We start from the raw sequence: 14163 nt of genomic DNA on the forward strand, positions 1-14163 counted from the left end.
CGCCGCGTTGAAGCGGACGATCGAGGGCGGGTACTCCTCGCCCAGCAGGTATTCCTTCAGCTGCTCGCGGTAGGGCGCCATGACGTCCTCGCGCGGGTTCAGCGTGGCCTCGATGGCCTCGGCCAGGCCGTTGCAGTCGCCGTCGAGCAGGTAGGAGGCGTACGCCGTCCGCTGCTCGTTGCGGAACTGCTCGTCGGGCAGGCCGTCGAGATTGAAGATGGCGTACGGCTTCAGGGTCGCCACGAAGTCGGAGACCACGCTGGACATGTCGCCGATGAGCAGGTCGGACTGGTTGAAGCAGTCGTACAGGGCCGGGATCCGCTCGGTCACCACGTGGTGCGCGGCGTCGGGGACGGCGTTCCAGTACAGGGCCCCCGCCTGGTTGCGGCTGCGCCGGATCCGCGCGGTGCGCTCCTCCTCGGAGAGGTCCGGGTACTTGGAGCGGACGCCGCGCTCGGAGAGGTCGGCGATGCGCTGGTCGATCCTGGCGAGCTTCTTGGCGGCGGCCTTGGAGTCGGTGAGGTTGCGGCCGAAGCGCCGGGCGTTGTCCTCTTCGAGGAGGGCGATCACGCGGCGGTGGGCGGCGGCGGCCTCGGCGGAGCGCGAACCGGTGAGCGGGTGGGGCTTGTAGATGATGCGGATGTCGCGCTCGTAGTCGAGCAGCGCCTTGATCAGCTTCTCGCCGGCCGGGATGACCGAGGTGTAGCAGGAGTCGTCGGTCCAGCCCTCCCAGGTGGGGGCGTAGATGACGGTGGGCACGGGGGCGGCGACCTTGCCGGTCCAGCGGTGCAGGGGCATCAGCTGGGGGCGGCCGACCTCGACGATCTGGTGGTGCGACACGGCGTGCTTGATGCGCTCGTAGCGGTCGCGGCCGGCCCGGCCCGCCACCCATATCTCGTCGAAGACCTTGCTGACCCGGTTGCTGCTCGCCAGCTTGTCGCTGTCGCCGTGCCCGATGAAGACGTGCTTGACCTCGGCGCGCTGGAGCATGTGCACGTTCTTGCCCGCGTTGCCGGGGTAGAGGGCGACCCGCAGTTCGTTCATCTCGATGCGGGCGAGGTTGTCCGCCTTCGGAATGCAGATGACGGGGACCGAGGTCGCGTCCAGGTAGCGCAGGGTGGCCCGCTCGCGCAGCACGATGATGGGCCGCAGCTCCAGCGACTCCAGTGACTCCAGCCACATGTTCACCTGGTACATGAAGTCTTTGGAGACCGCCGCGAAGGTGAAGTAGAGCGCGACCTGGGGCCGGTATTCGGCCAGCTGGTGGTTGAGCTCCTCGATGGCCTCGTCGGTGGTGGGGAGCTTGAGCGCGTTGCGCGCGTCGGGCACCAGCACCAGCAGCGAGAAGTAGGCGAGGAAGACGGTGGTGATCATGCCGTACGTGACGAAGCGCCAGTCGTCCGTGGCGATGGTGGCCAGGGCTCCGGCCACCAGCGGGATGTCCAGGTGCAGCGTCTTGCGGACGTGCTTGTTCATCAGGAACGGGTGCGGCATGCGGCGGATGCCGAGCGCCTCCAGGTCCAGCCCGCGCGTGGTGAACGGCAGCTCGATGCGCATCTTGCGGACGTGCTTGAGGAGCGCGCCGTATGCGAGCTGCAGGATGAACAGCAGGAGCAGGCCGATGGTGGTCATCTGCGACACGAACGACTCGATGTCGGCGATGGCCCCGCACAGGCCCAGCAGCAGGAACTGCCGGATGAGGAAGCGCATCGTGAGGCCGAAGCGCGAGTCGCGCAGCTTCTCCAGCGTCGGCGACTCGGTGTTGTGGAGCATGAGATCGGCCACGTAGCTGAGTGCCGCGCAGCCGGCGAACAGGGGGAGGGAGGCGAAGGCGACGGCGACGAGCATGCCGACGAAGCTGAGGATGAGCCCAGAAGTGATCAGAACGCCGAGCACAGCGCGCAGCCGCTTGGAGCCCATGGTGCGGTTCCTCCCCCATGGAGGTATAAGGATCCTGTGAAGTGTCGGAGTAGTATAAGCAGCTATATGGACGGCCCTGGAACGCAGGGTTAACCCAGGGCCAATGCGCTCAGGCCGTGTAGCGATACAACGCCAGCTCACGGCGGTCCTGCGTCTTCACGGAAAAGCCGACGCACAATGCCGGCCGGCCGCCGGCCATCGCGACCGCGATTCCCTCCGGCTCCCGGTACACCAGATCCGGGGCCACGGTCACGTGATGGCGCCCCTGCGCCTTCCCCGTGCGTACGTCAATTGCGGAGACATAGGTATTTCCGCCGGACTTCCGCGGATTGTCCCCGTTCTTGTCCGTGTAGGGGCCGCCGGTCAGCACGTAGACGTGGTCCCCGTACAGCGCGCACCCCTGGAACCACTCCTCCTGCTTGACCTGTACCCGGGCCTTGAGAACCTGCGCGGCGTCGAAGCGCCCCGCGAGGAAGTCCGCCATCCCGTACACCGAGAACCGGTGCACACCCTCCTGCTCGTGGCTCACCAGCACCCGCCCGCCGGGCAGGTCGAGCGCGGGTGAGACCTCGGTGGAGCCGGGCACCGGGTCGAAATGGCGGACGGAGGCGTCCGAACTGTCGAGGACCGAACCGTCCTTGAACGGCACCCGGACCACGGTGCGGCCGTAGCCGGTCGCGGTGTCGGCGCGCCCCTCCACCCATATGTACGTACGCTGGCCCGTCGGCTCGACGCCGCAGGAAATTCCGTGGCCGAAGCCGCGCAGATACATATACCCGAGGGTTTTCCCCGAACTGCTCAGCCGGGTCAGGCACATATCGCCGGCGGTCTTGCGATCGCCCGAGCCGACCGGCTCCTCCTCGTCACCGAGACGGATACCGGCTTCGACGGTCTGCAGTACGTAGACCTGGCCGTTCGTATCGTCGAAGGCGAAGGACTGCGGCCCCGTCGTATTGAAGAGCGGAGACTGGGGGAGGAGTTGTGCACCGGTCCGCATATCGAACACGCCGGCCGTCGGGCTCGGGTCGACGGGCCCCTCGTCGTCCTGCTCGTCGGTCCCGGTGTGCAGCGCCCAGGACAGACCGCCCGCCGTGAGGCCGGCGGCCACCGCACCGCCCGCGAACAGCAGGTTCCGGCGGCTGAAATGTGTCGTGTGATCCGCCATGGACCGTATTCTGCCAGCCGGGACGGGAGGGTTCCGCGCCGGGCCCCGTCCCCGGATCGCGCCGGGCACCCGTCCCGCCCCGCACGACGACGGACGCCCCGCACGACGACGGACGCCCGCCCCCCGAGCGGGGGACGGGCGTCCGGGGCATTTCAGGCGTACGGGCCTCAGACCGGGACGCTCGCCAGGCCGGGGGCCAGGAACTTCTTGCCGTTCACGCGCTCTGAGACGCCCTCGCGGTCCAGGTACGGCGTGATGCCGCCCAGGTGGAAGGGCCAGCCGGCGCCCGTGATGAGGCAGAGGTCGATGTCCTGGGCCTCGGCCACGACACCCTCCTCCAGCATCAGGCCGATCTCCTGCGCCACCGCGTCCAGGACGCGGTCGCGGACCTGCTCCTCGGTCAGGACGGAGTCGCCCTGCACCAGGAGGGCGGCGACCTCGGGGTCCAGCTCCGGCTTGCCGGAATCGTAGACGTAGAAGCCGCGCTTGCCCGCCTTGACGACCGCGGCGAGGTTCGGGGAGACGGTGAAGCGCTCCGGGAAGGCGCGGTTCAGGGTCTCGGAGACGTGCAGACCGATCGCCGGGCCGACCAGCTCCAGCAGCACCAGCGGGGACATCGGCAGGCCGAGCGGCTCGATGGCCTTCTCCGCCGTGACGACCGGGGTGCCCTCGTCGATGACGTTCTGGATCTCGCCCATGAAGCGGGTCAGGATGCGGTTCACCACGAACGCCGGGGCGTCCTTGGTGAGGACCGCGGTCTTCTTGAGCTTCTTGGCGACACCGAAGGCCGTGGCCAGCGAGGCGTCGTCGGTCTGCTCACCGCGGACGATCTCCAGCAGCGGGAGGATCGCGACCGGGTTGAAGAAGTGGAAGCCGACCACGCGCTCCGGGTGCCGGAGCTTGGAGGCCATCTCCGACACCGACAGCGAGGAGGTGTTGGTGGCGAGGATCGCGTGCGCCGGGGCGACCGCCTCGACCTCCGCGAACACCTTCTGCTTGACGGACATCTCCTCGAACACGGCCTCGATGATGAAGTCCGCGTCCGCGAAGCCCTCGGCCTTGTCCAGGACGCCGCTGACCAGGGCGGTCAGGCGGTTGGCCTTGTCCTGGTTGATGCGGCCCTTGCCGAGCAGCTTCTGGATCTCGGCGTGGACGTAGCCCACACCCTTGTCCACGCGCTCCTGGTCGATGTCGGTGAGGACCACCGGCACCTCCAGGCGGCGCAGGAAGAGCAGCGCCAGCTGCGAGGCCATCAGGCCCGCGCCGACGACGCCGACCTTGGTGACCGGACGGGCCAGCGACTTGTCCGGGGCACCGGCCGGGCGCTTGGCGCGCTTCTGGACCAGGTTGAAGGCGTAGATGCCCGAGCGCAGCTCGCCGCCCATGATCAGATCGGCCAGGGCCGAGTCCTCGGCGTCGAAGCCGGCCTGGAGGTCCCCGTCCTTGGCCGCGGCGATGATGTCCAGCGCGCGGTAGGCGGCCGGAGCGGCGCCGTGCACCTTGGAGTCCGCGATGAAACGGCCCTTGGCGACGGCCGCGTCCCAGGCCTCGCCGCGGTCGATCTCGGGACGGACGACCTCGGTGGTGCCGTTCAGGACGTTCGCGGTCCACAGGAGCGACTGCTCCAGGAAGTCCGCGCCCTCGAACAGCGCGTCGGCGATGCCCAGGTCGAAGACCTGCTTGCCGCGCAGCTGCTTGTTCTGGTTGAGCGAGTTCTCGATGATGACCGAGACCGCGCGCTCGGCGCCGATCAGGTTCGGCAGCAGGGCGCAGCCGCCCCAGCCGGGAACCAGGCCGAGGAAGACCTCGGGGAGCGAGAAGGCCGGGATGGCCTTCGAGACGGTGCGGTAGGTGCAGTGCAGACCGACCTCGACACCGCCGCCCATCGCCGCGCCGTTGTAGTACGCGAAGGTGGGGACGGCCAGCGCCGAGAGGCGCTTGAACACGTCGTGGCCGCCCTTGCCGATGGCGAGCGCCTCGTCGTGGTTCTTCAGCAGCTCGACGCCCTTGAGGTCGGCGCCGACCGCGAAGATGAACGGCTTGCCGGTGATGCCCGCGCCGACGATGGAGCCCGCCAGGGCCTCCTGCTCGAGCTGGTCGATCGCCGCGTTCAGGTTGGCCAGCGACTGCGGGCCGAAGGTGGTCGGCTTGGTGTGGTCGAAGCCGTTGTCCAGCGTGACGAGCGCGAAGCGCCCGGCGCCGAACGGCAGGTCCAGGTGGCGTACGTGCGCGGACGTGACGACCTCGTCCGGGAACAGCTCGGCCGCGCCCTTCAGGAGCTCAGCGGTGGTGCTCACTTGGAGTCTCCCTCGGCGTTGAAGTTCGGGTTCTCCCAGATGACCGTGGCGCCCATGCCGAAGCCGACGCACATGGTGGTCAGGCCGTAGCGGACGTGCGGCTGCTCCTCGAACTGGCGGGCCAGCTGCGTCATCAGACGGACGCCGGAGGAGGCCAGCGGGTGGCCGAACGCGATCGCGCCGCCGTACTGGTTGACGCGGGCGTCGTCGTCGGCGATGCCGTAGTGCTCCAGGAACGCGAGGACCTGGACCGCGAACGCCTCGTTGATCTCGAACAGGCCTATGTCCTCGATGGACAGGCCGGCCTGGGCGAGGGCCTTCTCGGTGGCCGGGATCGGGCCGTAACCCATGACCTCCGGCTCGACACCCGCGAAGGAGTACGAGACGAGGCGCATCTTGACCGGGAGGTTGTTCTCGCGGGCGAAGTCCTCGGACGCGATGATCGCGGCGGTGGCGCCGTCGTTGAGACCGGCGGCGTTGCCCGCGGTGACCCGGCCGTGCGTACGGAACGGGGTCTTCAGGCCGGCCAGGTTCTCCAGCGTGGTGCCCGGGCGCATCGGCTCGTCGGTGGTGACCAGGCCCCAGCCGGTCTCGCCGGCCGCCTCGTTGGTGTTGCGCACCGAGATCGGGACCAGGTCCTGCTGGATCTTGCCGTCGGCGTACGCCTTGGCGGCCTTCTCCTGCGAGCGCACGGCGTACTCGTCGGCGCGGAGCTTGGTGATCGTCGGGTACCGGTCGTGCAGGTTCTCGGCGGTCATGCCCATGAAAAGGGCGGACTCGTCGACCAGCTTCTCGGATACGAACCGCGGGTTCGGGTCGACGCCCTCGCCCATGGGGTGGCGGCCCATGTGCTCGACACCGCCGGCGAGGGCGACGTCGTACGCACCGAAGGCCACGCCGCCCGCGACGGCGGTCACGGCGGTGAGCGCGCCGGCGCACATGCGGTCGATGGAGTAGCCCGGGACGGACTGCGGGAGCCCCGCGAGGATGCCGGCGGTACGGCCCAGCGTCAGGCCCTGGTCACCGATCTGCGTGGTCGCGGCGATGGCGACCTCGTCGATCTTCTTGGGGTCCAGGTCCGGGTTGCGGCGCAGCAGCTCCCGGATCGCCTTCACGACGAGGTCGTCGGCGCGGGTTCCGTTGTAGATGCCCTTCGGGCCCGCCTTGCCGAACGGGGTGCGGACGCCGTCGACGAAGACGACGTCCCTGACGGTACGAGGCACGTTGGCTCTCCTCCAGGTGCGGGTGTGCACTGCTGCGCGGGGGCGGTCGGCCGGTGGCTGAGCGCCCGCTCACCCGGCCCATGCTACTTGCGGGTAACCCGTGTGGACAGCCCCGGGGCCGGGAGCGGCGAAGGTCACACCGCGCCCCCGCCCCCGCGCCCGCCACGCCCACCCGGCGCGCGCCCGGCCGATCGGCGCGGCGGGGCCACCCGATCGGGTCGCCGGCCGGGCGGGGCCGGGAGCGCGTCCGGTCCGCGCAAGCCCGTCCTGATGCCGCACGGCCGCAGCGTCCCGGCCCTGGCGGGCTTCGACCTCCAGTTCAAGCAGTACGGCTGGGCCGAGGAACTGGCGAAGGCGGGCCATCGTCGACGAGGTGTGGAAGGCGATCCTCGGCGCCGACCCGGTCGGCGCCACCTGGGGCGGTACGACGGCCGGCGCTCCGACGGGGCTGAGCCGGGCGCGCAACTCCTACTGGTGGGGCTGGAACACCACCACCGTGCCGGCAGCTTCGACCGCGACGAGGACGGGGTCCTCACTCCGATGGAGTGAGGACCCCGTGCCCGTCCGGCGCGGTCCGGCTCAGGCTGTCGCGGTCAGGGCCGCGACCAGGGCCGGGGTGACCTGTTCGATCTGCCACGGGCGGGCGCCGTAGCCCGCGAGCGCCTCGGCCACCGCGTCCGCGTCGGCGTGCCGGGGCGGCTCCCAGCACAGCCGGCGGACCGTGTCCGGGGTGATCAGGTTCTCCTGGGGCAGGTTCAGCCCCTCGGCCAGCTCCGACACGGCCGCGCGGGCCGCGGACAGCCGCGCGGCGGCGGCCGGGTCCTTGTCCGCCCAGGAGCGCGGCGGCGGCGGACCCGCCGGGCTCGCCCCCGGCTGCGGCAGCTCGTTCTCGGGCAGGGCCTTCGCCCGGTCGACGGCCGCCATCCACTGCTCCAGCTGGCGCCGGCCCATCCGCTGCCCGTACCCGGGCAGGGCCGACAGCGCGTGCGCGTTCGCCGGCAGCGCGAGCGCGGCCTCGACGATCGCGGCGTCCCCCAGCACCTTGCCGGGCGACACGTCACGCCGCTGCGCGATCCGGTCCCGGGACTCCCACAGCTCCCGTACGACGGCCATCTGGCGGCGCCGGCGCACCTTGTGCATCCCGGACGTACGGCGCCACGGATCCTTGCGCGGCGGCGCGGGCGGGGCGGCGGCGATGGCGTCGAACTCCTGGCGGGCCCATTCCAGCTTGCCCTGCCGCTCCAGTTCCCTCTCCAGCGCGTCCCGCAGGTCCACCAGCAGCTCCACGTCGAGCGCGGCGTAGCGCAGCCACGGCTCGGGGAGCGGGCGGGTGGACCAGTCGACCGCGGAGTGGCCCTTCTCCAGCGCGTAGCCGAGCACGCTCTCGACCATCGCGCCCAGTCCGACCCGGGGGAAGCCGGCGAGGCGGCCGGCCAGCTCGGTGTCGAACAGGGAGGTGGGCACCATGCCTATTTCGCGCAGGCACGGCAGGTCCTGGGTGGCGGCGTGCAGGATCCACTCGGTTCCGGACAGGGCCTCGCCCAGCGCGGACAGGTCGGGGCAGCCGACCGGGTCGATCAGCGCGGACCCCGCGCCCTCGCGGCGCAGCTGCACCAGGTAGGCGCGCTGGCCGTAGCGGTACCCGGAGGCGCGCTCGGCGTCGACGGCCACGGGCCCGGTGCCCGCGGCGAAGGCCGCGACCACCCGGGCGAGGGCGTCCTCGTCGGCCACCACGGGAGGGATCCCCTCGCGGGGCTCAAGCAACGGAATCGGCGCCTTTTCGACGTCGTCCGGGGGGCCGCCCCCGGTGGTGTTGCGCAGGTCTGCTGCGGTCTCTTGGGCGTCGGTCACCGCTCAAGGGTATCCGTGGATACGGCGCACCCGTCGCCGGAACGTTCCGTCGACGGGTGCGGGGCGGAGGCTGGGGTGTTTCTCCGGGTTCGCCGGGAGTTCGCCCGGAAGCCGCCGGGCCGGTGGGCGGGTTGTCAGTGGATGATCCCGGTCCGCAGGGCCACGGCGACCATTCCGGCGCGGTCGCCGGTGCCCAGCTTGCGGGCGATGCGGGCGAGGTGGGACTTGACGGTCAGGGCGGACAGGCCCATCGAGACGCCGATGGCCTTGTTGGACTGGCCCTCCGCGACGAGGCGCAGGACCTCGACCTCGCGGCCGGAGAGCTCGCGGTAGCCGCCCGGGTGGCTCGGGGCACCCGGGGGGCGGCGGTGCATACGGGCGGCGGCGGCGCCGATGGGGGCGGCGCCGGGCCGGGTGGGGAGCCCGATGTTGGTCCGGGTACCGGTGACGACGTAGCCCTTCACGCCGCCCGCGAGGGCGTTGCGCACGGCGCCGATGTCGTCGGCGGCGGACAGGGCCAGGCCGTTGGGCCAGCCGGCGGCCCGCGTCTCGGAGAGCAGGGTGAGACCGGAACCGTCGGGCAGGTGTACGTCGGCCACGCAGATGTCGCGCGGGCTGCCGACGCGGGGGCGGGCCTCCGCGATGGACGACGCCTCGATCACGTCGCGTACTCCGAGGGCCCACAGATGGCGGGTCACGGTGGAACGGACGCGCGGGTCGGCCACGACGACCATGGCCGTCGGCTTGTTCGGGCGGTAGGCGACCAGGCTTGCGGGCTGCTCGAGAAGAACGGACACCTAGGCCTCCTGGGGGAGTGGCGGGACGGCCGGCTCGGGGAAGGAAGCCGGTGCGAACCGTGCGGATGGTCACTGACTCCTTCGGCACGTCACCCGCCCGGCTTTAGGGAATGATCACGATTTGGTGAGTAACAATTCGGGCAATTCGGACGCACGATCGATCATCGGGTGATCAGAAGCCCACAACGGGCGCCCGGTTCCGACACGGGGCCGCCGAGGATCGCCCGGCCGTTCTACGGGGCCCGGCGCGTACGGCGGCCGCGGTGGCGGCCGCCGTACGGGGGCACGGCTACGGGTGGTGCGGACCGCGCCGCTGTGGCAGGGACACCACGCCCGTCCCCGAGTCCGTCGGCCCGACCGGCGGCAGCCCCGCGATCTGGCACAGCAGCTCGCACCACGCCGACAGGTGCGCCGAGGTGTCCGGGACCCCGCCGACGCCCTCGCGCGGCGTCCACGAGGCCCTGATCTCGATCTGGGTGGCCGGCCGCCGCTCCGAGAGCCCGCCGAAGTAGTGCGAGCTCGCCATGGTCACGGTCCCGCTCGCCTCCCCGTACGCGAGGCCGCGCGCCTCCAGGGCCCCCGTCAGCCAGGACCAGCACACCTCGGGGAGGAGGGGGTCGGCGGCCATCTCGGGTTCGAGTTCGGCGCGTACGAGCGTCACCAGGCGGAAGGTCCCGTGCCAGGCCTCGTGGCCCGAGGGGTCGTGGAGCAGGATGAGCCGGCCGTCGGCCAGATCGTCCTCGCCGTCCACGACCGCGGCTTCGAGGGCGTAGGCGTGCGGGGCCAGGCGCTGGGGCGGTCTGGCGGGGTCGATCTCGATCCCCGGCCGCAGGCGGGCCTTCTTCAAGCCGTCGACCGCCCGCCGGAACGGGAGCGGGACGGAGCTCTCCTTCGCGCTGTCCATACCGTCAGCGCCATCTGAAAATCGTCCCTGAGCCGCAGCCATGCGGGGAAGACTAGGCGGAACGAGCGTCCGTGCGGCGCAGGGACACCCGCGCCGGGCCGGGCACTTCTTCATACGTGCGAAGATTTGGCGCGTGAGCGCCAACGACCTTCCCCCCGCGCACGGCTCCGCCGGCGCCGGGGAGACCCCCTTCCAGGGCCAGCCGAGTCAGACGTACGATTCCGCCTTCCTGAAGGCGTGCCGGCGGGAGCCGGTGCCGCACACCCCGGTGTGGTTCATGCGGCAGGCGGGGCGCTCCCTCCCCGAGTACCGCAAGGTGCGCGAGGGGACCCAGATGCTGGAGTCGTGCATGCGGCCCGACCTGGTCACGGAGATCACGCTCCAGCCGGTCCGCCGCCACAACGTCGACGCGGCGATCTTCTTCTCCGACATCGTGGTCCCGCTCAAGGCCATCGGTGTCGACCTGGACATCAAGCCGGGCGTCGGCCCGGTCGTCGCCCAGCCCATCCGCCGCCGCGAGGACCTCGCACAGCTGCGCGACCTCACCCCGGAGGACGTCTCGTACGTCACCGAGGCGATCGGCATGCTCACGGGTGAACTCGGCGCCACGCCGTTGATCGGTTTCGCCGGTGCGCCTTTCACCCTCGCGAGCTACCTGGTCGAGGGCGGCCCGTCGAAGAACCACGAGCACACCAAGGCCCTGATGTACGGCGACCCGCAGCTCTGGGCCGACCTGCTGGACCGGCTCGCGGACATCACCTCGGCCTTCCTCAAGGTCCAGATCGAGGCCGGCGCCTCCGCCATCCAGCTCTTCGACTCCTGGGTCGGCGCGCTCGCCCCGGCGGACTACCGCCGCTCGGTGATGCCGGCGTCGGCCAAGGTCCTGGAGTCCGTCGCCCCGTACGGGGTCCCGCGCATCCACTTCGGCGTGGGCACGGGCGAGCTGCTCGGCCTGATGGGCGAGGCCGGCGCGGACGTCATGGGCGTCGACTACCGGGTCGCGCTGGACGAGGCGGCCCGCCGCGTCGGCCCCGGCAAGGCGCTCCAGGGCAACCTGGACCCGGCGGTGCTCTTCTCCACCGAGGAGGCCGTACGGGCGAAGACGGACGAGGTCCTCGCGGCCGCGTCGGGCCTGGAGGGCCACGTGTTCAACCTGGGCCACGGCGTCCTCCCCACCACGCCCCCGGACGCCCTGACCCGCCTGGTCGAGTACGTCCACACCCGAACGGCCCGCTGAGCCGGGGGCAGGCTCGGCACGATCGCGAAGGTCGGTACCGTGCCCCGCGTGACAGGGCGCGGACCGACGTGTCGCACCTCCGGAAGACACGGTCTAACCCGCCGCCCGCAGGGCCGCGACGGTCTTGCGGGCCGCCACCAGGACCGGGTCCCAGACCGGGGAGAACGGCGGGGCGTAGCCGAGGTCCAGGGAGACGACCTGGTCCACCGTCATGCCCGCCGTCAGCGCCACCGCCGCGATGTCCACCCGCTTCGCGGAGCCCGCGCCGCCGACGATCTGCACCCCGAGAAGGCGGCCCGTGCGCAGCTCCGCCAGCATCTTGACCGTCATCTCCGCGGCCGTCGGGTAGTAGCCCGCCGTCGTCGTCGAGGTGATCGTCGCCTTCACGAAGCGCAGGCCCGCCGCCAGGGCGTCCTTCTCGCGCAGCCCCGTACGGGCGATCTCCAGGTCGCAGACCTTGCTCACCGCCGTGCCCACCACCCCGGGGAAGGTGGCGTAGCCGCCGCCCACGCCCGAACCGATCACCTGTCCGTGCTTGTTGGCGTGCGTGCCCAGCGGGATGTGCCGCATGCGCCCCGCCACCAGGTCCAGGACCTCCACGCAGTCGCCGCCCGACCAGATGTTCTCGTGGCCGCGCACCCGCATGGACAGGTCCGTCAGGATGCCCCCGGACTCGCCCAGCGGGAGCCCCGCCTCGCGGGCCAGCGCCGTACGGGGCTCCACACCGATGCCGAGCACCACCACGTCCGCCGGGTACTCGTCGCCCGCGGCCGTGGCCACCGAGCGGACCGCGCCCTGGTCGTCCGTGAGGATCTTCGTGACCTCCGCCCCGGACACCGTGCGGATCCCCATCCGGTTCATCGCGGTGTGCACGAGGGCGCCCATGTCCGGGTCCAGCGTGGCCATCGGCTGCGGTCCGCGGTGCAGGACCGTGACCTCGTACCCGCGCGCGACCAGCGCCTCCGCCATCTCCACGCCGATGTAGCCGGCGCCGACGACGACCGCCCTGCGGCCCCCGGCGCGCTCCGAGCCCTCGGTGAGCTCCAGAGAGGCCATCAGGCGCTGGCCGTCGTCCAGGGTCTGGACGCCGTGCACCCCGTGCGCGGCGATCCCGGGCAGCCTGGGGCGGACCGGGCGGGCGCCGGTGGCCAGGACGAGCTTGTCGTAGCCCGTCCACGCCTCGGAACCGGAATCCAGATCGCGGGTGCGCACCCGGCCCGCGGCGAGGTCGAGTTCCACCACCTCCGTGCGCATGCGCAGGTCGATGTCCCGGGCGCGGTGCTCCTCGGGCGTACGGGCGATCAGGTCGTCCCGGCCGGGGACCTGGCCGCCGATCCAGTACGGGATCCCGCAGGCGGAGTACGAGGTGAAGTGCCCGCGCTCGAAGGCCGTGATCTCCAGTTCCGCCGGGCCCTTGAGCCGCCGGGCCTGGGACGCGGCGGACATCCCCGCCGCGTCACCGCCGACCACCACCAGTCGTTCCGTCGCCATCGTCCGCCCCGTTCTCCGTGCTCCGCGCGTACGGCCCCAGCCGTCTCGTGGAGAACACGCTACGGGCGGACGGCGTGCTCAGTCGCGGGCCCCCGCCGTTTCCGTCGGGTCGGCGGGCCGGGCCGCCGGGACCGTCTTCGGGGTCAGGCCCGTCTTCGGCCTCGCCGGGCGCAGCCGCCGGCAGACGCGCAGGGCCAGCAGCACCAGCGCGGCCGTCACCGCGAACGGGAGCACCACGGCGACAGCCAGGGCCAGGTAGCGCAGGATCTTCGTGAAGGCGTTCCAGCCGCTGCTCAGGGCGGCGGAGAAGGAGGGCTCCCCGTCCTTCTTCCGCGCCGCCTCCGGGGCCGGCTCCGAGACCTCCATCGTGATCGTGCCCATCGAGGTCCGGTCCTTCAGCGCCGTCTGCTGCGCGAGCAGCGACTCCAGGTCCGACTGGCGCTTGCTCAGCTCGCTCTCCAGCATCACCACGTCCGAAAGCGCCGTGGCCTTGTCCATCATGTCCCGCACCCGGGCCACGCTCGCCCGCTGCGATGTGACCCGGCTGTCGACGTCGGCGACCTTCTCCGTCACGTCCTGGGACTCGACCTTGCGGTTGAGCAGCCTGCCGCCGCCCTCCATGGCGCCGAGCACCGCATCGAAGCGGTCGCCCGGCACGCGCAGGGTCAGCGTCGAGGTCATCCGGCCGCCCTCGGCGCGCCGGGTCGACTCGTTGCCCACGTACCCGCCCGCGCCCTCCGCCGCCGTCCGGGCCGCGGTCAAGGCCTGCTGCGCGTCCGCCGTCTCCAGGGCGAGCGTGGCCGTACGGATGACGTTCGGGCGTGCGGCGGCCGGCTGCTGCCCGTTCTTCGCCGCGTCGGAACCCGCGGTCCCGGCGGCCGCAGGGGGAGCCGCGGCGGCTCCCGGCTTGCCCTGGGCCGCCCCTTCCGGGGCGCCGGCGGCGGCCCGGTCGGCGGAGGCGGGGCCCGCCGCGTCCTGGCCGGCGGAGCACCCGGCGAGCGCGAGCGCGCCGGCCAGGGACAGCCCGGCCAGAGCGGCAGCGCCGCGGTGTCTTGCCGTGGCCGCGGTTCTCGTGGTGCTGCGGATGGTGCCCATCGGTGGTCCCCCCGAGGATCGGCTGATGTCGCCGGTGAGACGTACGGGGTGGCGCCCCGGGTTTCGCCCGGGCGGTCCCGAGCCGATCCCGATGCGGTCACGGTCCGGCCTCGGTGATCGTCCGCTGCACGGTCTGAGACGATGTGTCCATGCACGAAGCGGACATGCGTACGGACGGCCCTG

Annotated in this window: 11 protein-coding genes; 2 read left to right on the plus strand and 9 right to left on the minus strand. The window is 71.8% G+C overall.

Going from position 1 to position 14163, the window contains the following annotated elements; all coding sequences use genetic code 11:
• From ACS04_RS18370 to ACS04_RS18385, 4 genes are all read right to left on the minus strand, one after another.
• Positions 1–1920 (minus strand): integral membrane protein (locus tag ACS04_RS18370; protein WP_048477705.1); only part of this gene is annotated, 1920 nt, incomplete at its 3' end.
• 109 nt (positions 1921–2029) lie between these two features.
• On the minus strand, positions 2030–3085 hold the full coding sequence (locus ACS04_RS18375; RefSeq protein ID WP_048477706.1) for a phage baseplate protein: 1056 nt from the start codon (positions 3083–3085) through the stop codon (positions 2030–2032).
• 167 nt (positions 3086–3252) lie between these two features.
• Positions 3253–5382 (minus strand): 3-hydroxyacyl-CoA dehydrogenase NAD-binding domain-containing protein, encoded by a 2130-nt coding sequence (locus ACS04_RS18380; protein ID WP_048477707.1) that lies wholly within the window; start codon positions 5380–5382, stop codon positions 3253–3255.
• Entirely contained in the window at positions 5379–6605 is a 1227-nt protein-coding gene (locus tag ACS04_RS18385; RefSeq protein ID WP_030154540.1) for a thiolase family protein, read from the minus strand. The genes ACS04_RS18380 and ACS04_RS18385 overlap by 4 nt, the downstream gene beginning before the upstream one ends.
• A gap of 270 nt (positions 6606–6875) precedes the next feature.
• On the opposite strand from ACS04_RS18385, the gene ACS04_RS38905 reads away from it, so the two are divergent.
• Positions 6876–7154 carry a hypothetical protein gene (locus ACS04_RS38905; RefSeq protein WP_048477708.1) on the plus strand — a complete coding sequence of 93 codons (279 nt, stop codon included), beginning with the start codon at positions 6876–6878 and terminating at the stop codon, positions 7152–7154.
• Positions 7155–7184: 30 nt separating this feature from the next.
• Here the strand turns inward: ACS04_RS38905 and ACS04_RS18395 are convergent, their stop codons facing one another.
• The 3 genes from ACS04_RS18395 to ACS04_RS18405 form a co-directional block, all read right to left on the minus strand.
• The gene (locus ACS04_RS18395; protein WP_048477709.1) at positions 7185–8456 is read right to left on the minus strand and encodes an HRDC domain-containing protein; all 1272 of its coding nucleotides are present in this window, start codon (positions 8454–8456) and stop codon (positions 7185–7187) included.
• A gap of 134 nt (positions 8457–8590) precedes the next feature.
• The gene (locus ACS04_RS18400) at positions 8591–9253 is read right to left on the minus strand and encodes a helix-turn-helix transcriptional regulator (protein WP_007267191.1); all 663 of its coding nucleotides are present in this window, start codon (positions 9251–9253) and stop codon (positions 8591–8593) included.
• Positions 9254–9542: 289 nt separating this feature from the next.
• Positions 9543–10199 carry a DUF3000 domain-containing protein gene (locus tag ACS04_RS18405; protein WP_048477710.1) on the minus strand — a complete coding sequence of 219 codons (657 nt, stop codon included), beginning with the start codon at positions 10197–10199 and terminating at the stop codon, positions 9543–9545.
• Between the two features lie 187 nt (positions 10200–10386).
• On the opposite strand from ACS04_RS18405, the gene hemE reads away from it, so the two are divergent.
• Positions 10387–11394 carry a uroporphyrinogen decarboxylase gene (hemE, locus tag ACS04_RS18410; protein ID WP_245236435.1) on the plus strand — a complete coding sequence of 336 codons (1008 nt, stop codon included), beginning with the start codon at positions 10387–10389 and terminating at the stop codon, positions 11392–11394.
• A 93-nt stretch (positions 11395–11487) separates the two neighbouring features.
• Here the strand turns inward: hemE and ACS04_RS18415 are convergent, their stop codons facing one another.
• Complete coding sequence (locus tag ACS04_RS18415; protein WP_048477712.1) at positions 11488–12885, minus strand: FAD-dependent oxidoreductase; 1398 nt, start codon at positions 12883–12885, stop codon at positions 11488–11490.
• Between the two features lie 78 nt (positions 12886–12963).
• Complete coding sequence (locus ACS04_RS18420; RefSeq protein WP_048477713.1) at positions 12964–13980, minus strand: DUF4349 domain-containing protein; 1017 nt, start codon at positions 13978–13980, stop codon at positions 12964–12966.
• Positions 13981–14163 lie beyond the last annotated feature (183 nt).

Source organism: Streptomyces roseus (genome assembly GCF_001044425.1).
GTDB classification, from domain to species: domain Bacteria; phylum Actinomycetota; class Actinomycetes; order Streptomycetales; family Streptomycetaceae; genus Streptomyces; species Streptomyces roseus.

Bases quoted from the DNA above. Each gene is read 5' to 3' on its own strand.
- ACS04_RS18375 (WP_048477706.1), bottom strand. From the start codon at position 3,085: ATGGCGGATCACACGACACATTTCAGCCGCCGGAACCTGCTGTTCGCG.
- ACS04_RS38905 (WP_048477708.1), top strand. From the start codon at position 6,876: ATGCCGCACGGCCGCAGCGTCCCGGCCCTGGCGGGCTTCGACCTCCAG.
- ACS04_RS18405 (WP_048477710.1), bottom strand. From the start codon at position 10,199: ATGGCTGCGGCTCAGGGACGATTTTCAGATGGCGCTGACGGTATGGAC.
- ACS04_RS18415 (WP_048477712.1), bottom strand. From the start codon at position 12,885: ATGGCGACGGAACGACTGGTGGTGGTCGGCGGTGACGCGGCGGGGATG.
- ACS04_RS18420 (WP_048477713.1), bottom strand. From the start codon at position 13,980: ATGGGCACCATCCGCAGCACCACGAGAACCGCGGCCACGGCAAGACAC.